The following is a 20017-nucleotide window of genomic DNA, read 5'->3' as shown; positions in this document are numbered from 1 at the left end:
AAAAAAATAATATCCATGGCCTGCCGGCAACGCTTTTCAGCGCCCGTCGCGAGCAATGGGGGAATCGGAGGTAACGCATGAATGCCCTGCATTCGCTGCAAACGCTGGCGGTCTCGATCCGCTCGGTGCGCAAGGTTTACGGTGATCCGCACACAGGCCCGGTGGCACTGAAAAGCATCGACCTGGACATCCGCGACAACGAATTCTTCACCCTTCTCGGCCCTTCCGGCTGCGGCAAGACCACGCTGCTGCGGATGATTGCCGGTTTCGAATTTCCCACCGAAGGCGAGATTCTCCTCTACGGCGAAAACATCGCTGAACGCCCGCCATTCCAGCGTCCGGTCAACACGGTGTTTCAGCATTACGCGCTGTTCCCGCACATGACCATCGCCGAGAACCTGGCCTTCGGTCTCGAATCACACCCGATGGGCAAAGTCCTCACCAAGGCGCAAATCGCTGAGCGCGTGCGCGAGATGCTCGCGCTGGTGCAGATGGAACGCTTCGCCAATCGCAAGCCGGCGCAACTGTCGGGCGGTCAGCAGCAACGTGTCGCCCTCGCCCGCGCGCTGGCACCGCATCCGAAAGTGCTGCTGCTCGACGAGCCGCTGTCGGCGCTCGATCTCAAGCTGCGTCAGGCCATGCGCGAAGAGCTGAAAACCATTCAGGCCAAGACCGGCATCACCTTCATTTTCGTCACACACGACCAGGAAGAAGCGCTGACCATGTCCGACCGCATTGCCGTGCTCTCGGAAGGCGAAGTGCAGCAGGTTGGCCGCCCGGAAGACATCTACGAACGCCCGCGCAATCGCTTCGTCGCCGACTTCATCGGCGAAACCAATTTCATCGCAGGCACCGTCACTCGCGTAGAGGACGGGAAGGCGTGGTTCGCCGGCCCGGCCGGGCACCCATTGCCGGCGCAACCGTGCAGCGATGTGCAGGTCGGCGCCAGCGTGACTTTGTCGGTACGCCCGGAGCGCCTGCATCTGCTGCCCGCCAATATCGAAAATGCGCTGCCCTGCCGGATCGAAGCGCAGATCTATCTGGGCACCGATCTGCAATATCAGGTCAGCCTCAGCGATGGTTCGCGCCTCACCGTGCGCACGCCCAATTGCGTCGACCAGAGCCTGCGCTTTGCCGTCGACTCCCAGGCCGGCCTGTTGTTCGACCCAGGCAGTGCCAGCGTCCTGCACGATTGAGCCGGAGAAAATGCCATGCACGCCTTACCGATAGCCAACGCGCTGGCACGGCGCAAAGCCTTCCAGAGTTTCCTCGGGGTCAGCCCGGCGCTGATCGCCATCGGCCTGTTTCTGGTGGTGCCGATCCTGATCGTCATCGGCTATTCGCTGATGGAAGCCAACCCCTACGGCGGAGTCAACAAAGTCTTCAGCAGCGACGCCTACACCTCGCTGCTGTTCGAGCGGCAACTGGACGACAGCCTCGCGTTTGCCGACTCGTATCTGATCATCGCCCTGCGCTCGGTTGGCATCGCCGGGCTGACCACGATCATCACGTTGCTGATCGGTTTTCCGGTCGCCGTATGGCTGGCGATGCAGCCGGCGCATCGACGCGGCTTACTGATCTTTCTGATCACCGTGCCGTTCTGGGCCAACCTGTTGATCCGTACCTACGCGTGGATTCTGCTGCTGCGCAATACCGGGGTGATCAATAACAGCCTGATGGGCATGGGCGTTATTCACGAACCGTTGCAGTTGCTCTACACCGACGGCGCGGTGCTGCTGGGACTGGTTTACACCTACGCGCCGTTCGTGGTGTTGCCGATCTACGCAACGCTGGAAAAGATGGACATCCGCCTGCTCGAAGCCGCGCAGGACCTCTACGCCGGACGTATACGGACCTTGCGCAAAGTGGTTTTGCCCATCGCCAAACCGGGGATTCTCGCCGGTGCCATTCTCACCTTCGTGCCGTGTCTGGGCGCGATGATTGCCCCGGAACTGCTCGGCGGCGGCACGCGAATGATGCTCGGCAACCTGATCTTCCGGCAGTTCAGCGATGCACGTAACTGGCCGTTTGGCGCGGCGCTGTCGCTGGTGCTGATGGCCGCCGTGATGCTGGTGCTGACCGTGTATGCCCTGCGCGCCGAGCGTCAGCGCATCGCCAAAGGAGCTGCGTGATGATCGGACTCTTCAAACGCAAAGGGCTGGGCGTACAGGACTTCCCCGGTTTCGGCGGCTTCAGTTTTCTGTTTTACCTGTACCTCTACGCGCCAATCGTGGTGCTGGTGGTGTTCTCGTTCAACGCCAACCAGTCGGCAACGGTGTGGACCGGTTTCAGCCTGGACTGGTATCGCGCCGCGTTCGCCAATCAGGCCTTGCGCCAAGCGGCCGGCAACAGCCTGTTGATTGCTGTGTGCGCGAGCATGATCGCCACGGCGATTGCCACCCTCGCCGCCCTCGGCACCTCACGTGGCGCCAGGTTCAAGGGTCTGCAATTGTCGATGGGCGCGATCATGTTGCCGCTGGTGTTGCCGGAAATCGTGGTCGGTGTGGCGACGTTGGCGCTGTTCTCCACCATCGGGCTGTCGCTGGGTTACGGCAACCTGATCATCGCGCACACGGTGTTCTGCATTCCCTTCGCCTACCTGCCGATTCGCGCGCGGTTGAACGATATGGACCTGTCGCTGGAACAAGCCTCGGCCGACCTGTATGCCGGCCCGTGGCGAACCTTTCGCAAAGTGACTTTGCCGCTGCTGATGCCGGGAATTTTCTCCGGGCTAATGCTGGCCTTCATCGTCTCGCTGGATAACTTCGTGATCTCGATGATGGTCTCGCAGGCCGGCACCACGACCCTGCCAATCTTCATCTTCGGCCTGCTGCGCATGGGTGTGACACCCGACGTCAACGCCGTGTCGACGCTGATTCTTGGCGTTTCGGTGCTGTTCGTCAGCCTCTCTTACCTGTTGGGCAAAAAGAACGCCTGAACCTTCTGTGACCTGTGGGGAAATAGCATGAGCAAGTGGATAAAAAGCGTCGGCACTTCGTTGTTCCTGACTGTGCCGCTGACCATGGCCGTCAGTATTCAGGCCGCCGAGAAACTCAACGTGGTGAGCTGGAGCGGCTACTTTTCGCCGGAGATTCTCGCCAGGTTCCAGAAGCAGACCGGCATCGAAGTCACTGTCGATTCCTACGACTCCAACGAGACTTTGCTGGCGAAATTGAAACAGGGCGGCGCCGGTTATGACGTGGCGATTCCGTCGCACCAGTTCGTGCCGATCCTGATCAAGGAAAACCTGCTGGAACGCTTCGACCCGGTCAAAGAGCCCTACTATGCCAGCGTCGTGGATAACCTGAAAAAACCGAGCTGGGACCCGGAAGGCGCGTATTCGGTGCCGTTCATCTGGGGCACCACCAGCGTCGTCCTCGACAGCGCTCGCTACAAAGGCCCGGCCGACAGCTACAAGGTTTTGTATGAGCCGCCAGCCGAATTGCAGGGGCGGATCAACATGTTCGATTCGGTCAGCGAGATGGTCGACATGGCCAGCCTGTACCTGAATATTCCGCTGTGCAGCGAAGACCCGAAACAGATGCAGCAGGTGCTGACGCTGCTCAAGGCGCAGAAGCCGTTCGTGAAAACCTACAGCTCCAAGGCCGGCTCGATTCGCGAGAACCTCGCCTCCGGTGAAATCGACATGTCGATGTTCTGGGGCGGCTCGTCGATGCGCGCTCGTGAGATGAAACCGACGCTGAAATACCTCTATCCAAAAGAAGGCGTGCTGGCCTGGGTCGACAACATGGTCATCCCTGCCGGCAGCAAAAATCCGGCGAATGCCAAGGCGTTTATCGCGTTCCTCAGCCAGCCGGAAAACTCGGCAATGACGCAGAACTTCCTCAAGCACCAGAGCCCGATCAAAGGCGTCGAACCGTTTCTCGATGCGACGCTCAAGGACGCGCCGGAATTGCACATTCCCGAAGCTACCCACGTGGTGTTCAGCAAGACCTGCGGCGAAGGCGCGATCCGCCTCGCTGATCGTCTCTGGACCAACCTGATGCGTTGATCGTTACCGCCCCGTCGCACTGGCGGGGCGTTTTTCCAGCCGTCTGAAAGGCGCTTGCAATGAACTCTAATAACATCAGCGAACTGGTCCTGTTGCAGGCCCATGAGCTCGCCGAACGCATCCGCCTGCGTCAGGTTTCCTGCCGGGAAGTGATGCAGACTTACCTTGCCCATATCGAGCGTTTCAACCCGTTGGTGAATGCGCTGATCAGCCTGCAGGCGCCGGAACATCTGCTGGCGCAGGCCGACGAACGCGACGCCGAACTGGCGCGTGGCGAGTACCATGGCTGGATGCACGGCCTGCCCCACGCGATCAAGGATCTGTCGCTGACCCAAGGCATTCGCACCACGCTGGGTTCGCCGCTGTACAAGGACTTTGTGCCTGAGCGCGACGGCATCATGGTCGAGCGGATCAAGGCGGGCGGCGCGATCATTATCGGCAAGACCAATACCCCGGAATTCGGTCTCGGTTCGCAAAGCTACAACCCGTTGTTTGGCGCGACGGCTTGCGCGTATGACCCGAACAAAACGGCCGGTGGCAGCAGTGGCGGCGCGGCGGCGGCACTGGCGATGCATCTGGTGCCGGTGGCCGATGGCAGCGACATGATGGGGTCGCTGCGTAATCCGGCGGCGTTCAACAACATCTTTGGTTTCCGTCCGTCGCAGGGGCGTGTGCCGTTTGATGACAGTGCGGATCTGTTTTTCGATCAGTTGGGTTACGAAGGGCCGATGGCGCGCAGCGTGAAGGACGCGGCGTTGTTGTTGTCGGTGCAGGCCGGGGGCGATGCGCGGGCGCCGCTGTCCATCGCTGAATCCGGTGAGGCGTTTGCGGCGCCGCTGGAACGTGATTTCAACGGCACGCGCTTGGGGTGGCTGGGGGACTTCAACGGTTATCTGCCAATGGAGCGAGGCGTTCTGGCGCTGTGCGAGAAGGCCTTTGCCGACTTTGAGAGCCTCGGCTGTCGCGTTGAGTCGGTTGAACCCGGTTTCGCGCCTGAGCAGTTGTGGTGCAGTTGGCGCACGTTGCGGCACTGGCTGGTCGCCGGGTCGTTGGGCGCGACCTATGCCGATCCGCAAAAACGCGCGTTGTTGAAACCGGAGGCGATCTGGGAAGTGGAAAACGGCCTGAAGCTGTCGGCCAGCGAAGTATTCGCTGCCTCAGTGGTGCGCAGCGATTGGTATCGGGCCATCTCTCGTTTGTTCGAGAACTACGATTACCTGCTGCTGCCGAGTGCCCAAGTGTTTCCGTTCGATAAAACCCAGCCGTGGCCGACGTCTATCGAGGGCGTGAGCATGGACACCTATCACCGCTGGATGGAGGTGGTCATCCCCGGCACGCTCTCGGGTTGCCCGGTCGCCAATGTACAGGCAGGGTTCAATGGGCAGGGGTTACCGATGGGCCTGCAAATCATCGGCAAGCACCAGGCCGACTTCGCCGTCCTGCAATTGGCCCACGCGTATGAACGGGTCAGCGGCTGGTTCCAACGCTACCCTTCTCCGCTGCTCGGCCGGTGATTTTGATAAACGGTTGAAAGCGTAGAAAAATTTTTAAATTTACGCTTGACGCTTTTCCATTTCAGGGGAATAATGCGCGCCACTTGGCTACATAGCTCAGTTGGTTAGAGCATAGCATTCATAATGCTGGGGTCCGGGGTTCAAGTCCCTGTGTAGCCACCAAGTACCGATTTACAGACATCTCAGGGTGTCTGTAAATCAAAACAAGAAGCCCGCCTAGTGCGGGCTTTCTTGTGTCTGGAATTCCATTCCCGTGTCCCCCGCACCCTTCACATCCTGTATGCCCTCTGTTTGCTTCAATCGAAATTGAACTGCAGACCTGCGCAGATAAAGCACAGCGATACAAAACCCCGCCCCTCCTCGATTGCCCTCGGTGATCAGCCACCGATGATCACTCAACTCGACCACCTGCGTGGCGGTATGAATCCTTGTGGTTTTGCTTCGTGTGGTTGCCGCCCGGGGGATTGATTTCTGATGAGCGGCTGACGTAGGCTATTTGCGTTGATCGTGTCAGTCATTTCTCAAGGTTGAGTCGGATGACTACACATATCAGTACCAGATCAGGACGCTTCATTTTTACAAGGGTTGGTGGGCGTTGGGTTGCCTGCCTGTAATCGAACACGGCGAGTGCGTTGGCAAAAGCGTTCGCGAATATCTGGTTATTGATACTTTCATGTCTCCTTCCGTATTGAGCCCACACCGATTGATTGCGCGTATCCGCCCGGATATCGCCCTTTTCGATAGCCATGTTGCGAACAGTCGTCGTCGCAGCATTTTGTTTGCCTTCACTTTCTCTCCTCCCCCCCAAAAACGCTAAGCCGTTATTGAACCTATTGCCTTCCTGATAACTGGCCGGGTGCCTTGCCCTGCCTGTCAGCGATTGCCTGAGCCTTTTTTAGCGGAACGTCCACTTGAGTGGGGCGGGTTTTTTGATGCATTTAACAGGGAGTTCACTGCATGTGGTGGAAGAGTCTTGCTCGGCAAATTCAGGAAAGAACTGCCGATAACAATGGAGTCGTCGCGTTTGGCGCGGGTTTCGGACCCTCCGGACTTCCCCATATCGGAACGTTGTGTGAAGTGTTGCGCGTCAGCATCGTAAAAACGGCATTCGAGAAAATATCCAGCAAAGAAACCCGGCTGTTCATTGTTTCCGACGACCTGGACGCGCTGCGAAAAGTCCCTGGAACATTTCCTCAACCGCAGCGCCTGCAAGAGTGTCTGGGGCTGCCGTTGTGCGATATTCCCGACCCTTTCGCACAGGCGGCCAGTCTGTCGGCAGGCATTAACGCTCGACTGGATCAGGCACTGATGCCCTATGCGCTGGACTATCAGTTGATTGAAAACAGCGCGCTCTATCGATCCGGTTACTACAACTCGACCATCAAGCAGTTTCTCTCTCGGATGGAGGCAATCAATCAGGTTGTGGCCTCACGGCTGGGCATTACCCGTAGAAAGAGCTACAGCATGTTCATGCCCGTTTCGCGCTTTTCAGGGAAGATCATCGAGCATCTGGTAGTCCGGCATGTTGATGTGCAGCGCGGGGAAATTGTTTATCAGATTCCGCCAGACCTGCTGATCAACCGGCCAGGCGAGGAGTACAGCATCACGTCACAGGAGTACTACGCCGGCGAGCCGATTGGCGAAGACATCACCACCTCGGTGTTGGACGGTCACTGCAAGTTGCAATGGAAAGCCGATTGGGCAATGCGCCTGATTCACCGCAATATTGCTTTTGAAATGCATGGTGAAGACCTGACTGACTCGGCGAATACGGTGCGCGATATCTGCCAGGTACTGGATGTGCAAGCACCGATCCTGATGAAGTACGGGCTGTTTACCGACATCGCCGGCAAGAAAATATCCAAAAGCAAAGGCAATGGATTTTCTCTGGAGCAAGTCAGCAAGTACATGCCCGAGGGGGCGTTGCAGCATTTCATGTTCAACAACCCGTATCGCACCACTCGTTTTCACCCTCAGGTGTCGATCAAGGCCTATGACGATTACCGGGCTGACCATGCGCGCATGGTCGAGGGAGATGATGACAACCCCGTCGGTTATTTCCATCGCCCACCGCGCCATGGCAAACGTTGCACCACCTACCAGCGGATGCTGAACATCTTTACCGCCTGCCATCCAGATGACATTGATGCGGCGTACCACTACCTGCTCCAGCACGACAAAACCCGGCAAGACATTCTCGCCGATGACAGCTTTACCGATGTCGTACAGAAAGCATTTACCTATTACCAGGAACGGGTTGCCCCACGTTTCCAGCCACGACTGCTCAATGAATACGGGGAGTCGTTGTTGTATCGGATTTCAGAACAACTCAAACAACTGACGGTTCACTCTAAACCGGTTGCTCGCGAACAGATCACGCAAATCTTTGATCAGGTTGGCGTCTCCAGTCACGACATTGCGTACAGGATGCTTTACGCCTGTCTGTTCGGCGAGGACAGCGGGCCGCGACTGCACGGGTACATCAATCGTCTGGGTGTTCAGGCTTTTTGTGCCCAACTCGAATCAAGGATCAAACAGGCAGTTCAATACAGGGAAAGTAAAACCATGAGCGAATTACCGTTCAATCAAGCCACCACCGAGGCGTCCGAGATCCCGCAACTGGCAACCACAATCGAGCGGCCACAAGAGGCCGGGCGAGTGTTGGAAGCCATTGATTTCGAAGAGGTCAAAGTCCGTGCCGCGGCGTTTGCGCAGCATCTTCGAAGCAACAGCGAGGCGATTGCCGAGAGCCTTTCGGGGTTCGAGTGCTACAACGTGGCGGTGGATGAGATTGAGCGGTGTGTCGAGTTTCTTGAGTGTCTGGAACTTAACAGCCCGTTCTTTGAACGCAGGGTGCGTTGCGTCACCAGTTACTTGCCGCTCAACCAGCCGATCTATGCCACAACTTGTTTTGGCATTATTCCTTCCTTGCTGGCCGATTCAGCCTGGCTTCGGCCGCCGACGGCGATGCACTCGCACTATCGGAAATTGCTGGAGTCGTTGCAGCTCGAGCGCTTCTTTCCGAACCTGAATGTCTCTTTCGCCGACAAGGAGACGTTCGTCAGCCAGACCGCTGCGATGTCCGATGTGGTTATTTTTACCGGCACGCCGGAAAACGCGACCAAAGTCAGAAAGTCCTACCTCAAGCGCACCTTATTCATCCTCAACGGAGCAGGCCACAACCCACTGGTGGTGTCGGCCGATGCATCGATTGATACCGCGATCGAAAGTGCACTGCGGGTGGTGTTGTATAACCAGGGGCAGGATTGCGCCGGCCCCAACAGCATCCTGGTGCATCAGCAAGTCTACGGTGAGTTCATCCGTCGTTTGCGCGAAGAACTGGTCAAGTGCGAAGACTATGTGGGCGATTACGCACGCAAAGAAAACATCGTCGGGCCTAACAGCGACCCTGACCATACGTTGAAAGTGGTGAAGATGTTCAAGGAGTATCGCGAACACTGCACTTACGGCGGCGAGATCAACCCGATCAGCGGATTGATACGTCCAACCGTGTTCGAGCGGCCATTGTCGCTGGGCGGTAACTACAAAGAGTTTTTTGCCCCAGTGTTCTTTGTTCAACCTTATGCAGATGACGGAGAGCTGGCGGGCTATTTCGAACATCCGCTTTACGCGCCCAACTCCATGTATGTGTCGCTATTCGGCAGCAGTGGCTACATCGACGGTCTGGTGGCGTCCGGCAAACATACCGCGGATACGGTGCTGAACAACACCGACCTGCATGTCGTGGAGAAGGGCTACAACCCTTACGGCGGGTATGGGGTCGCGGCGTCCTGCCTGTATGTGAACGGCGTGCGGATTGCCAAACCGACGTTGCCTCAACGGGATATCCACGAACATCTCGTGGCGGTTTGAACGTGCGTGGGACGGCTATCGCTGGGCAGTGGGCCTGAGGGGTGATGAATGAATAGATTATTGTTGGCGGCGCTGGTACTCGGTGTTTCCATTGTCGGGCTATGTATCGGTTCGACCGTGCCAGTGGTCGCGTTGCGCCTGTACCAGGCGGGAGCGTCGGCTGTGCATATCGGCGTGATGTCTGCACTGCCCGCGGCCGGCATGATGCTGTCGGCCTTTCTGGTGGACTGGATCTGCCAGCGGCTGAGCCGTCGACATATCTATTTGGGCTGCTTCGCTCTGTCGACCCTGAGCGTGGCCGCCGTCGAGCTCTTCGCTTCGACGGTGTACGCCCTGGCACTGGCCAGGTTTGCGATGGGGCTGGCGGCAGGGATCATCATTATTCTGGGGGAATCCTGGGTGAATGAAATCGCCGAGGACCATTACAGAGGCCGGGTTGTCGCGATCTATACCACCTGCTTTACGATTTTCCAGCTACTCGGACCGGGGATGGTGGCCCTCTTCGGCACGGCTGGCCCCCAGGTGATCGGTGTAGTGATTGCCGGACATCTGTTGGCGCTTGGGATGATCTGGTTCACCTTGCCCAGAAAGACGGGGTATCACGATCATTCGCAAAGCAAGACGTTCTCGGTGCTGGGCTTCATTCAAGTGGCACCGGCGCTGTGTATGGGCATCATTTTCTTCTCGTTTTTCGATAGCGTGATCCTGTCGATGTTTCCGGTCTACGCGGCCGATCACGGCTATGCCATCAAACTCGCTGCGCTCATGGTGACGGTGATTCTACTCGGTGACGCGGCCTTCCAGTTCCCGCTGGGCTGGCTCTCGGACAACGTTGCCAGACCGATTGTCTACCTGGGCTGCGGGGTGCTTTCTCTGGCAATCGGTGTCTGCCTGCCGTGGTTGATGAATTATCCCTTTTTGCTCTGGCCAAGCCTGATCGTACTCGGGGCCGTTGCTGGCGGTGTTTACACCCTGGCAATCATCCTGATCGGCGAAGGGTTCAAGGGCCCGGACCTGGTGACCGCGAATGCCAGCGCCGGTTTTTTATGGGGGGTCGGCAGTTTGCTCGGGCCCTTGGTCAGCAGCGCAGCGATGACAACCAGCGCCCACGGCCTGCCGTTAGCGCTGTCCGCTGCGGCTGCGCTGTTTGTGTTGTTTGCGTTGCCGCTGTTCAAGAGAACGGTCGGGGTGAAGGCGTTGCGATAAAAAACGCTAATGCCGAAGAGCTTTTCAACGGCGCCGTCGGTTTTTTCGACGTTGTACACGTACTGAAAACGGCTTACCGAAAGGTAGGCCGTTTTTTTATGCCTCGAGAAAAGTCTCGGCAATCTGTTATTCCGCGGTAATCACCAGACACCCTTTCATCACACGCACTTTGACGTTCTCGTTTACCTCGAATCCTGCCTGCCTTAACCACAGGCCGCGTAGCCTGATCCAGGGTACGGGTTTGGCGGGGCTGTAGGTTTTTTCCTTGGTGTGGACCGGGTAAAAGTCTGCGGCGATTTTCAACCGGCGTTAAGTGATGGGGGTTGATGACGTATGATTGGTTTTAGCCATGATTAGCTCCTGTTTAGCTGCTTGTGGTTAGCGGGGCCAGGGTGTTGGTGCACCTTGGTTCCGCGTTTTTGGGTTACTTCAGATTTCTCTTTCTTCGTCGCTCGATTTGGTCGCTGCCTGTGCGATCAGGGCGTCGAGCATCTGCGCTATGACCTTCTGCTGGACCTTCGAAAGCTCATTGATGGACTGCAGTCGTCGATACCACGTCGAGGTCAAGCTGCGTCTGGGCGTCTCCGTGTAAGAGGGAACCCCGAGCAGGTCTTCAACAGGCACGCGAAGCGCAAATGCCATCTTCACCAGTGTCGTGACCGGCATGCTGCGCGCGCCCTCCTCGTAGCCCTGAAAGGTTTGCCGGGAAAGACCTAAAGCCCGTGCAAACCGAGTCTGTGTGATCTCATGCACTGTGCGTAAGTGAGCAATGCGACTGCCCATCGCCACCAGAAAATCGCGATCCTCACTGGAAATGCTCATGACAATGGCCGTCTGAAAATAGAATTGAATGGCAACAGACTTCTCCTTTTTCTGAAATCCATCTGGGGAAAAGAAGCAGAAAACATCCTCGGGCAGCGGTGCGTAAGTTGTCGACCTGAAAAATCTGTAGGAGAAATGCAGAATACTTCTCCATCCAAACCAAAAGACTACAAGCACAGAACACCGCTGTTTCATCTGCATCAATCGGCCCAGAAGCAGCCGTAGGAAACGGGTCCGATTCAGGTACGAATTGGATCTTTCGTAAAACCACGCGCCTGAAACTCACCTCATCGGTTTGCCCGAACTCCCCATTGACCGACAAGCTTCCCTGGCTCGATTCAAAGCCATACAGGGAGTTGGCATGTCTCGATTCAAATCACTCTTCAATGAAGATTGGCCCTGGAAGCGCGACGGTGGTGGCGCTTCATCGGGCGGATGGTTTTCACCCAAAGCGTCGGAGCCGGTGTACATCGAAAAGGATGAATGGCCAACGCCCAAGCCGCGCGAAGATCAGGTGTTCGCCAAGTCCTGCACTGTGGATAACTGGTGCCGAACGGACGCCGGTACGGCCCCCGAACCCGCCAGCAACTTTGGCAAGATCATGGTCGCCGGCGCCATGCTCTTGCCCTCTGCAAGCACCGCTGTCGCGACGGCAATAGGTGCCGATCTGGCCTTGGGGCGTTTGGCGGGCGGCGGAATTCTGCAACAGCGCCTCAACTGGGCAATTCGCGGCGCCGGTGGGCCGGCCAGCGTGTTCGTCCTCGGAATGCTGCCGATCCGAATGGGCGACGGCACGCTGCACACCGATGAACAACTGCGCCGCATGAGCCGCGCGCCCACTCGCGTGCGCTTCCAGTTTCGGCGTGATGCAGAAGGGGTCATGCGGGTATACGGCATCCACTCCGGCGCTTTGGGCGATGACTCGGTACATACTGTCAAAGTCGAGTGGAACAGCGACAAGACTGCGATGGAGGCCAAGCTCAACGGCATCACGATTTTGTGGACGCCGCAACGCGGGCCCCTGGGATCTATGCCGCCGCTGGTTTATCCCGAACACGGCGAGCAACTGAACACGATCCTTGTTCATCCGATTCCCGAGAACACTGATACCCAGATAGAAGGCCTGCCCGGCGAGGACTTTACTGCCGAGGATTGTATTCTGGTTTTTCCGGCGGACACTGGGCTGAAGTCGCTTTATGTGGTGTTTTCGAGGCCGGCCAGACTGACGCCGGGTACGGTGACGGGGGTTGGTGAGGATGTATCCGGGTTATGGCTGGAACATGCCCGGACTGGATCTGGCGCACCAATCCCAACCACTATTGCCGATTCACTGAGATGGCGCGAATACTCAACTTTTGATTCATTCAGACGAGCCTTCTGGACCGCGGTCTCGAGAGATGGTGCGGTAGCCGGGCAGTTTAGCGATGACAGCTTGGAACGTATGCGCAACGGGAAGGCACCGCGAGCTCGCTTGATGGATACGGCGGGCAAGAGGATCTCTCACGAGATTCACCATGTAAAACTGATATCCAAAGGCGGCGAGGTCTATAACGTTGATAACCTGCGGATCCACACGCCAAAAAATCACGTCGAATTACACCAAGAATAGGGAACAGCATGAGCGATCCATTCATCAAACGCAGCTTTTCGGACTACACCGAACATGACTTCGTTGAATTCGTGGACGAGATTAGAAAAGAAGATAAGGCGCCCACTGATGAGCGTGCAGATATTTTAGTGCGGCACTTCAACTCTATTGTTGGACATCCAAGCGGGATGGACCTTATTTACTATCCAGAACCCGGAGCTGATACGTCGTCCGCTGGTATAGCTCGTACAGTCGCAGCATGGCGTACAGCCAATGGACTGCCTGGATTTAAGCAGTAAGTCTGTGGTGAGTAGATTAGCCCCCTCACTACGGCGCGATGCCTGACCCTTTAAGGCTGCTTTGCCGACAGCGCCGCCACCCCCTTCGTCCAGATCTGCCGAGTCCGCAACCCCACCATCGCCCGCCAATCCGGATCAAGCGGATAAAACTGCTCCAGCAGACTCAACTTGATCCTCCGCCCCGTCGCGTCCAGCGGATCGCCATGCAGATGCAGCCAGTGATCATCGCGCAAATGCCGATGCACAACCGGCCCTGGATACGTCCCGCACTCGATCACAAACGGCATCAGTTGCACGTCCGGCAATGCATTGAGCAACGCCTGCGAGGTGTAACCGGTAGCCGTCGCTGCCACACCGGTTTCGCTCAAGGTGTCGGCGCCGGTGTGCAGCGTGTAAAGCCATGGGCCATAAATCGCCTGCGCTTGGGCAAGTGCCGGGTAAGGCGTCTGGGTGATGGTCAGCAACATCGGATGGCCGTACTCACCGGCGCCGGTGTGCAGGTCGAAACACATCACCGTTTCAGCGCCAGCCAGATGCGCGTTGATGATGTGATGCAGCGTGCGGTTCGACCAGCTCGGCGCGCGACCGCCGTAAAACAGTCCGTCGGGATGACTGTGCTGGCCGCCCTCGACAATCGACATCACGGCGGGCCAGCCGTGTTCGTTGATCTGCGCATTGAGCAAGGCATCGGCGCGATGGCGCTCGGGGCCGTGCAAATCGGTGCACGCGTAGATTTCATGCAGAGCGGCGTAAGCGCGGTTGTCCGGCAACGGTCCGGTGAAATCCTGGTGGTTGCGGTTGAGGTCGATATTGTCTTCGTTGACCCGTCGCAGCCACGCCGTGCCCCACGGGTTGATCAGGTGAACCATGACCACCGCGACATCCTTGGGCAGAGAACCGGGAGCGAAGGTTTTCAGCCATTCGATCTGACAATCCGAGCCGTAATAGCCCTCGACCCCGTGCGTACCGCTGAGCGCTACCAGTCGACGCTTGGCCTGCGGGTCACCGAGCACGGCAACGTCGCTGCTGAGCGGTTCGCCAAAAGGGCCGCAGCGTGGATGCGCATAGGAGGTGAGCGTGGCGCCGGCGGCATTGGCGGCGGTGATGAACAGTTCGCGTTGATCGCGGTAGCCGGGTTCGCTGGGGAACTCGCTGTGCATTCCTGGCCTCTTGTTGGTTTTGTATTTGTGGGAGGGCTTGTTTTCAGTCCGATGGATTTGCGGTTGACCCTACCGAACATCCGGCATGAAAAGAAGGACAAAAGTGTCCATCGGTTTGCGTTGCGACCGAGCGGTCGATAAAGTCCTTGGGACTTTAATCCACGGACGGAGAGCCCGCGTGTTTTCAGCCTTGACCTTGAGCCGCTTTCGCCTGCCAGCCCTGACGCTGATCATCAGCGCCCTGACCCTCACCGCGTGCAACGCTCCGCCCTCCTCGACCTTGCCGCTGGCCCCGGAAGCCGCCTCCGGTTACCGCACCGATCTGCAAACCCGTCACGCCAGCCGACACATGGCTGCGGCGGCCAATCCACTGGCGGCTGAAGCCGGTCGGGAGATGCTGCGTCAGGGCGGTTCGGCGATTGATGCGGCGATTGCGATGCAAGCGGTGCTGACGCTGGTTGAGCCGCAATCCTCCGGGATCGGCGGCGGCGCGATGATCGTGTTGTGGGACGGCAAACAGGTGCGCACGTATGACGGCCGCGAAACCGCTCCGGCCGGCGCCACCGAGAAGCTGTTCCTGGGCGCCGACGGTAAACCGATGGCGTTCCCCCAGGCGCAGATCGGCGGTCGCTCAGTGGGTACGCCGGGCGTATTGCGTGCGCTGGAAATGGCACATCAACAACACGGTCGTCTGCCATGGGCGAAGCTGTTCGAGCCGGCGATCAAACTGGCCGAGCAAGGTTTTGCGATCTCGCCGCGCCTGCATTCGTTGCTGGCGTCAGACCCGATGATCGGCAGGTCGCCGGACATGGCCAGGTATTTCCTCAACGCCGATGGCAGCGTCAAAGCCGTCGGCACGCGCCTGCAAAACCCGGCGCTGGCAGCTGTGCTCAAACGCATCGCCAACGAAGGCGCAGATGCGTTGTACAAAGGTCCGATCGCTGAAGAAATCGTCGCCAAGGTGCAAGGCCACGCCAACCCCGGCAGCCTGTCGCTGAACGATCTGCAGCGCTATCAGGCCAAGGAGCGCGCGCCACTGTGCACTGACTACAAACGCTGGCAGGTCTGCGGCATGCCGCCGCCGTCGTCGGGCGGGATCGCTGTGGCACAGATTCTCGGTACGTTGCAGGCGCTGGAAACCCGCGATCCACGCCTGTCGCTGACGCCACTCAAACCTGTGAAAACCGACAAACCCGCCGGCCTCGAACCGGCGCCGAAAGCCGTGCACCTGATCGCCGAGGCCGAACGCCTCGCCTATGCCGACCGCGCGCAATACGTCGCCGACACCGACTTCGTGCCGGTGCCAGTCAAAGGCCTGATCGATCCGGGTTATCTGGCCAGCCGCGCCAGCCTGATTGGCGAGCGCAGCATGGGCAGCGCCAAACCGGGCACCCCGCCGGGCGTGCAGGTGGCCTACGCGCCGGATCGCTCGCCGCTGCGCATCTCCACCTCGCAAGTGGTCGCGGTGGATGACCTCGGCGGCGCCGTGTCGATGACCACCACCATCGAAGCCGCATTCGGCTCGCACCTGATGGTTCAGGGCTTCCTGCTGAACAACCAGATGACCGACTTTTCGTTCATCCCCGAAGAAAACGGACAGAAAGTCGCCAACCGCGTCGAGCCCGGAAAACGCCCTCGCTCGTCGATGGCGCCAACGCTGATCTTTGATCGTAACAGCGGCGAATTCGTCGCCACGGTCGGCTCGCCGGGCGGTTCACAAATCATCGAATACGTGGCGAAAACCACCGTCGGCCTGCTCGACTGGAACCTCGACCCGCAAAGCGCCATCAGCCTGCCCAACTTCGGCAGCCGCAACGGCCCGACCGAACTGGAACAAGGCCAGTTCAGCCCGGCGCTGATTCAGGCGCTGAAGGACAAAGGGCACGCAGTGAATGAAATCGAGATGACCAGCGGCACCCAGGCCATCGTGCGGGTCAAGGATGCGCAGGGCAACGTGTCGTTGCAGGGTGGCGCAGATCCACGGCGCGAGGGGGAAGCGCTGGGGGATTGAGGCTACGCCGCAAAGAGAAAAGGCTTACCGCGAGGTAAGCCTTTTTTGTGGCTGAAATGGCAAGCGCGCGTTGACGCTGCCCACGCTATGGAAGCTCCATGAACGATTCGGTATTCCAGCCGAGAGCTTGATCAAACGCGCACAGCCGGGCTAATCAAACCGCCAACGTCTTGCCATCCACCGCATCGCCAATTTTCAGGAAATCTCCACCCGCCACATGGTGCAAGGTGCGCAAACCGTCATGCCCTTCGAAATGCCAACGCCCGTCGCTGAACACGCGCTCATCGGCGTGGGCGGCGATGACCAGTACGGTCGGCCCGTGATTGAGCAAACGGTAGGCTTTGTTCAGGGGCACCGGGCGGCGGTGAGAATCGCTCATGAGGTCTGCTCCGGGGAAAAGGAGCCGATTGTAGCGCTGCCACTGAAGAAACACCGAACCTGTGGGCGCGAGCCTGCTCGCGAAAGCGGTGTATCAGTCAACATCAATGCTGAGTGTACTGACGCCTTCGCGAGCAGGTCGAATCGTCGCTCCCACATGGGATCAGTGGAGATTAGCTGGAGAGCTGATTGGCGAACTGGCCCACCGCACTCACGACTTTCTGCGCGCCGTCCTGAATCTCGACGATCACCGTGCCCGCCTCTGCCGCCAGCGCCAGGCCTTGTTCAGCCTGGAGCTTGCCATCGGTCATCAGGGCCACGGCGTTGCGCGCCATTTCCTGGTTCTGCCGCACCACGCCAACGATTTCGTCTGTCGCCTGGCTGGTACGCGATGCCAACTGGCGGACTTCGTCAGCCACTACCGCAAAGCCACGACCCTGTTCGCCGGCACGTGCTGCCTCGATGGCCGCGTTGAGCGCCAGCAGATTGGTCTGTTCGGCAATGCCGCTGATGGTTTTGACGATGGTGCCGATCACCAGCGACTGTTCGTTCAGCGCTTCAATACCTTCGCCAGCGGTTTGCATGTGCTTCGACAGATCGCGCATCACGTTGACGGCTTCAGTCACCACCGTAGTCCCGCGCTGGGCAGTGCTGTCGGTTTGCTGCGAGGTGCTGTAGGCAATGTTGGCGGCATCGGCGACGGCTTGTTCGCGATTGATCTGATCGGTGATGACCGTGGCGAACTTCACCACTTTGTAGAGTTTGTCGTTGGCATCGACCACGGGGTTGTAGGACGCCTCAAGCCACACGGTACGACCATGGCTGTCGACCCGTTTGAAGCGGTCAGCAACGAACTCGCCATTGTTCAATCGTCGCCAGAAGTTCTGGTACTCGGCGCTGTTGTACTCCTCCGGTGCGCAGAACATGCGGTGATGTTTGCCTTTGATTTGCGCGAGGCTGTAACCCATGCCGCTGAGGAAACGGTCATTGGCAGCAAGCACATTGCCATTGAGGTCGAACTCGATCACCGCAGTCGAACGCACCAACGCACCAATCAGGTTTTCATGCTCACGGGAGGCCTCGATGGTGCGGGTCAGGTCACTGGCATAGATCGAAATGTGCCTGATACGTCCATCCGACGAGCACACCGGCTGCACGATTGAGCGCAGCCAGGCTTCGTCGCCGTTGCCACGCAGGATGCGAATAGCACCGGCGAAATGCTCGCCACGGCTCATCGCGTTCTTGAAGCGCAGGTGAAATTCGTCCGATTTCACGTGCGCCGGAACGATGTCTTCAATCGCGCGACCAATCAGGTCATGGCTTTGGTAGAGCATTTCGCTCAGGAAGTTCTGGTTGACCGACCGCACCCGGCCGTCTGGCTCAAGGGTCAGTACCAGCATCTCGCTTTCCAGGCTTTCCTTCACTTGCACAAGGCTGGAGAGTTCTTCACGAAGAGCGGCCAGCTCTTGCTTCAGGCGTTTGTTGAACATGGTGAATTACCGATGGGCAGGATAGAAAGCGGGATGCAGCCTAACCATCGGCCTTGAAAAACTTTTCTGAAGAGCGCTCGCGACCCGGCGGTCAAAAATAGTTCCCAGCCACCGGCTCAGGCAGTTCCCGCCGCCTGGCAGGGGCCCGTGCGCGGCATCCGCGAGCCGAAATACGCCGCCGTCAGCAGGCCCACTACCCCCATCACCGAGCAGAACATCACGCAGATCCATGGGCTCCACGGCATCAGACCGATCAGCAACAGCGGTGTGATACTCGCCCATGCGGCGTAGGCAATGTTGTAGGTGAAGGAAATGCCTGACACGCGGATACGCGCCGGGAACAAACCAACCATCACCGACGGTACCGCGCCGACCACCCCACACGCCAGACCCGCCACGGCATAGGCCAGGCCGACCCAATCGCCGCCCATGATCAAACAGCCATACAGCACGCCGATGCCCAGCGGCAGCAGCAGGCTATACAGCATTACCGTGCGCCACGCGCCGAGACGATCTACCAGCAGCCCGGCGATCACGCAACCCGTGTTGAGAAACACGATGCCCAGCGCACTGAGGGCGAAGGTATGGCTGGCGGTCATGCCGAAGGTTTTCTGCATCATGGTCGGGGTGATGACGACGAACACCACCACTGCCGAGGTCAGCACGCAGGTCAGCAGCATCGCCGGCAACATCGCCAGACGATGCTCGCGCAACACCGTGCGCAGCGGCAGTTCGACCCGCGCCTCTCGCTGCGCCTCCATCGCGATGAACACCGGCGTTTCACTCAGCCAGCGGCGCAGGTAGACACCGATCACACCGAATACACCACCGAGCAGGAAGGGATAGCGCCAGGCGTAATCGAGGATTTCCGCCGGGGTGAATACCTGTGCAAGGAAGGTCGCGGTCAGCGCGCCGATCAGGTATCCGAAGGTCAGCCCGGCCTGCAGAAAGCCCAGGGCATACCCACGATGCCCGATTGGCGCATGCTCGGCGACAAACACCCAGGCGCTCGGCACTTCCCCGCCCACCGCCGCGCCTTGGAGGATGCGCAGCGCCAGCAACAGCAGCGGCGCGAAATAGCCGATCTGCGCGTAGGTCGGCATGATGCCGATCAACAGGCACGGCAGCGCCATCATCAGAATGCTCAGGCTGAAGACTTTCTTGCGCCCCAGCCGGTCAGCGAAGTGCGCCATCAGAATCCCGCCCAGAGGCCGTGCGAGATAACCAGTGACGAAAATCCCGAAGCTCTGCAGCAGGCGCAGCCACTCGGGCATTTCCGGCGGGAAGAACAATTGGCTGAGGGTCAGGGCGAAGAATACAAAAATGATGAAGTCGTAGATTTCCAGCGCGCCGCCAAGGGCCGCAAGGCCGAGGGTCTTGTAGTCGGAGCGGCTGAACGGCGCAGGTTTGGCCGTGGATTGGGCAGTCATGGCAACGAACTCTGGATCAGGCAAAAAACCAAGGCGCCCATGGTCTACGCAAATGGGCGGATGGACAACCCGTTAGACCATAGTCCCGGTTTTGCAAAAACCTGCTCACAAATCATCATCGCTTGATTTACTGTTGAGGCCTGCCTGCATCCACAGCCTGGTGAAAACCTGTGGGAGCAAGCCCGCCCCCACCAAAAACACTGATCGCCCTGCAGACCAAAATAACCATAAAAA

The 20017-nt window shown here is 58.7% G+C and carries 15 protein-coding genes, 1 tRNA gene and 4 pseudogenes; 12 read left to right on the top strand and 8 right to left on the bottom strand.

The window, feature by feature from the left end:
• The first annotated feature begins 77 nt into the window (after positions 1-77).
• From AACY19_RS24100 to AACY19_RS24075, 6 genes are all read left to right on the top strand, one after another.
• Positions 78-1196, top strand: a complete 1119-nt coding sequence (locus tag AACY19_RS24100; protein ID WP_339454092.1) for an ABC transporter ATP-binding protein — start codon at positions 78-80, stop codon at positions 1194-1196.
• Between the two features lie 15 nt (positions 1197-1211).
• On the top strand, positions 1212-2132 hold the full coding sequence (locus AACY19_RS24095; RefSeq protein WP_339454091.1) for an ABC transporter permease: 921 nt from the start codon (positions 1212-1214) through the stop codon (positions 2130-2132).
• Positions 2132-2938: an ABC transporter permease gene (locus AACY19_RS24090; RefSeq protein WP_339454090.1), complete on the top strand. Its 807-nt coding sequence runs from the start codon at positions 2132-2134 to the stop codon at positions 2936-2938. The genes AACY19_RS24095 and AACY19_RS24090 overlap by 1 nt, the downstream gene beginning before the upstream one ends.
• A gap of 27 nt (positions 2939-2965) precedes the next feature.
• Positions 2966-4012 carry an ABC transporter substrate-binding protein gene (locus tag AACY19_RS24085; RefSeq protein ID WP_339454089.1) on the top strand — a complete coding sequence of 349 codons (1047 nt, stop codon included), beginning with the start codon at positions 2966-2968 and terminating at the stop codon, positions 4010-4012.
• Between the two features lie 59 nt (positions 4013-4071).
• Positions 4072-5526: an amidase gene (locus tag AACY19_RS24080; protein WP_339454088.1), complete on the top strand. Its 1455-nt coding sequence runs from the start codon at positions 4072-4074 to the stop codon at positions 5524-5526.
• An 85-nt stretch (positions 5527-5611) separates the two neighbouring features.
• Positions 5612-5688, top strand: a tRNA-Met gene (locus AACY19_RS24075).
• Between the two features lie 352 nt (positions 5689-6040).
• Here AACY19_RS24075 and AACY19_RS24070 read toward each other — a convergent pair.
• Positions 6041-6274, bottom strand: a complete 234-nt coding sequence (locus AACY19_RS24070) for a hypothetical protein (protein ID WP_339454087.1) — start codon at positions 6272-6274, stop codon at positions 6041-6043.
• A 209-nt stretch (positions 6275-6483) separates the two neighbouring features.
• Between AACY19_RS24070 and AACY19_RS24065 the strand changes: the two genes are divergently transcribed.
• Both AACY19_RS24065 and AACY19_RS24060 read left to right on the top strand, forming a co-directional pair.
• Entirely contained in the window at positions 6484-9399 is a 2916-nt protein-coding gene (locus AACY19_RS24065; RefSeq protein WP_339454086.1) for an aldehyde dehydrogenase family protein, read from the top strand.
• Between the two features lie 48 nt (positions 9400-9447).
• Positions 9448-10605 (top strand): MFS transporter, encoded by a 1158-nt coding sequence (locus AACY19_RS24060; RefSeq protein ID WP_339454085.1) that lies wholly within the window; start codon positions 9448-9450, stop codon positions 10603-10605.
• A gap of 126 nt (positions 10606-10731) precedes the next feature.
• Here AACY19_RS24060 and AACY19_RS27970 read toward each other — a convergent pair whose 3' ends face one another.
• Both AACY19_RS27970 and AACY19_RS24055 read right to left on the bottom strand, forming a co-directional pair.
• On the bottom strand, positions 10732-10908 hold the full coding sequence (locus AACY19_RS27970; RefSeq protein ID WP_445262323.1) for a SymE family type I addiction module toxin: 177 nt from the start codon (positions 10906-10908) through the stop codon (positions 10732-10734).
• A gap of 126 nt (positions 10909-11034) precedes the next feature.
• Positions 11035-11628, bottom strand: coding sequence for a helix-turn-helix domain-containing protein (locus AACY19_RS24055; protein ID WP_339454084.1), 594 nt, complete (start codon positions 11626-11628; stop codon positions 11035-11037).
• Positions 11629-11788: 160 nt separating this feature from the next.
• Here AACY19_RS24055 and AACY19_RS24050 point away from each other — a divergent pair, with 160 nt between their 5' ends.
• Entirely contained in the window at positions 11789-13036 is a 1248-nt protein-coding gene (locus AACY19_RS24050; RefSeq protein ID WP_339454083.1) for an S-type pyocin domain-containing protein, read from the top strand.
• Between the two features lie 8 nt (positions 13037-13044).
• Entirely contained in the window at positions 13045-13314 is a 270-nt protein-coding gene (locus AACY19_RS24045; protein ID WP_339454082.1) for a bacteriocin immunity protein, read from the top strand.
• A 50-nt stretch (positions 13315-13364) separates the two neighbouring features.
• On the opposite strand, the gene AACY19_RS24040 is transcribed toward AACY19_RS24045, so the two are convergent.
• The gene (locus AACY19_RS24040; protein WP_339454081.1) at positions 13365-14474 is read right to left on the bottom strand and encodes a DUF2817 domain-containing protein; all 1110 of its coding nucleotides are present in this window, start codon (positions 14472-14474) and stop codon (positions 13365-13367) included.
• 178 nt (positions 14475-14652) lie between these two features.
• Between AACY19_RS24040 and ggt the strand changes: the two genes are divergently transcribed.
• Positions 14653-16485, top strand: a complete 1833-nt coding sequence (gene ggt, locus AACY19_RS24035) for a gamma-glutamyltransferase (protein WP_339454080.1) — start codon at positions 14653-14655, stop codon at positions 16483-16485.
• Between the two features lie 55 nt (positions 16486-16540).
• Positions 16541-16639: pseudogene (locus AACY19_RS24030) on the top strand (transcriptional regulator); the annotation flags it as partial.
• On the opposite strand, the pseudogene AACY19_RS24025 reads toward AACY19_RS24030, so the two are convergent.
• The 4 genes and pseudogenes from AACY19_RS24025 to AACY19_RS24015 all read right to left on the bottom strand — a co-directional run.
• Positions 16640-16789, bottom strand: a pseudogene (locus AACY19_RS24025) (flavin reductase); the annotation flags it as partial.
• A gap of 247 nt (positions 16790-17036) precedes the next feature.
• Positions 17037-17474: pseudogene (locus AACY19_RS27965) on the bottom strand (methyl-accepting chemotaxis protein); the annotation flags it as partial.
• 102 nt (positions 17475-17576) lie between these two features.
• A pseudogene (locus tag AACY19_RS27960) lies at positions 17577-18263 on the bottom strand (PAS domain-containing protein); the annotation flags it as partial.
• A 206-nt stretch (positions 18264-18469) separates the two neighbouring features.
• Positions 18470-19783 carry an MFS transporter gene (locus AACY19_RS24015; RefSeq protein ID WP_339454077.1) on the bottom strand — a complete coding sequence of 438 codons (1314 nt, stop codon included), beginning with the start codon at positions 19781-19783 and terminating at the stop codon, positions 18470-18472.
• Between the last annotated feature and the right edge of the window lie 234 nt (positions 19784-20017).

The organism is Pseudomonas sp. EA_5y_Pfl2_R50 (assembly GCF_963970475.1).
Taxonomy (GTDB): Bacteria; Pseudomonadota; Gammaproteobacteria; order Pseudomonadales; family Pseudomonadaceae; genus Aquipseudomonas.
Note: the sequence above shows the minus strand (reverse complement) of the source record. Positions and strands in the feature narration are given on the sequence as shown.

Excerpts from the sequence above, each read along its gene's own strand:
- AACY19_RS24085 (WP_339454089.1), top strand. The coding sequence starts at position 2,966 with ATGAGCAAGTGGATAAAAAGCGTCGGCACTTCGTTGTTCCTGACTGTG.
- AACY19_RS24055 (WP_339454084.1), bottom strand. The coding sequence starts at position 11,628 with ATGCAGATGAAACAGCGGTGTTCTGTGCTTGTAGTCTTTTGGTTTGGA.
- AACY19_RS24100 (WP_339454092.1), top strand. The coding sequence starts at position 78 with ATGAATGCCCTGCATTCGCTGCAAACGCTGGCGGTCTCGATCCGCTCG.
- AACY19_RS24015 (WP_339454077.1), bottom strand. The coding sequence starts at position 19,783 with ATGACTGCCCAATCCACGGCCAAACCTGCGCCGTTCAGCCGCTCCGAC.
- AACY19_RS24060 (WP_339454085.1), top strand. The coding sequence starts at position 9,448 with ATGAATAGATTATTGTTGGCGGCGCTGGTACTCGGTGTTTCCATTGTC.
- AACY19_RS24095 (WP_339454091.1), top strand. The coding sequence starts at position 1,212 with ATGCACGCCTTACCGATAGCCAACGCGCTGGCACGGCGCAAAGCCTTC.
- AACY19_RS24090 (WP_339454090.1), top strand. The coding sequence starts at position 2,132 with ATGATCGGACTCTTCAAACGCAAAGGGCTGGGCGTACAGGACTTCCCC.
- AACY19_RS24065 (WP_339454086.1), top strand. The coding sequence starts at position 6,484 with ATGTGGTGGAAGAGTCTTGCTCGGCAAATTCAGGAAAGAACTGCCGAT.
- AACY19_RS24050 (WP_339454083.1), top strand. The coding sequence starts at position 11,789 with ATGTCTCGATTCAAATCACTCTTCAATGAAGATTGGCCCTGGAAGCGC.
- AACY19_RS24070 (WP_339454087.1), bottom strand. The coding sequence starts at position 6,274 with ATGGCTATCGAAAAGGGCGATATCCGGGCGGATACGCGCAATCAATCG.
- AACY19_RS24080 (WP_339454088.1), top strand. The coding sequence starts at position 4,072 with ATGAACTCTAATAACATCAGCGAACTGGTCCTGTTGCAGGCCCATGAG.
- AACY19_RS24040 (WP_339454081.1), bottom strand. The coding sequence starts at position 14,474 with ATGCACAGCGAGTTCCCCAGCGAACCCGGCTACCGCGATCAACGCGAA.
- AACY19_RS24045 (WP_339454082.1), top strand. The coding sequence starts at position 13,045 with ATGAGCGATCCATTCATCAAACGCAGCTTTTCGGACTACACCGAACAT.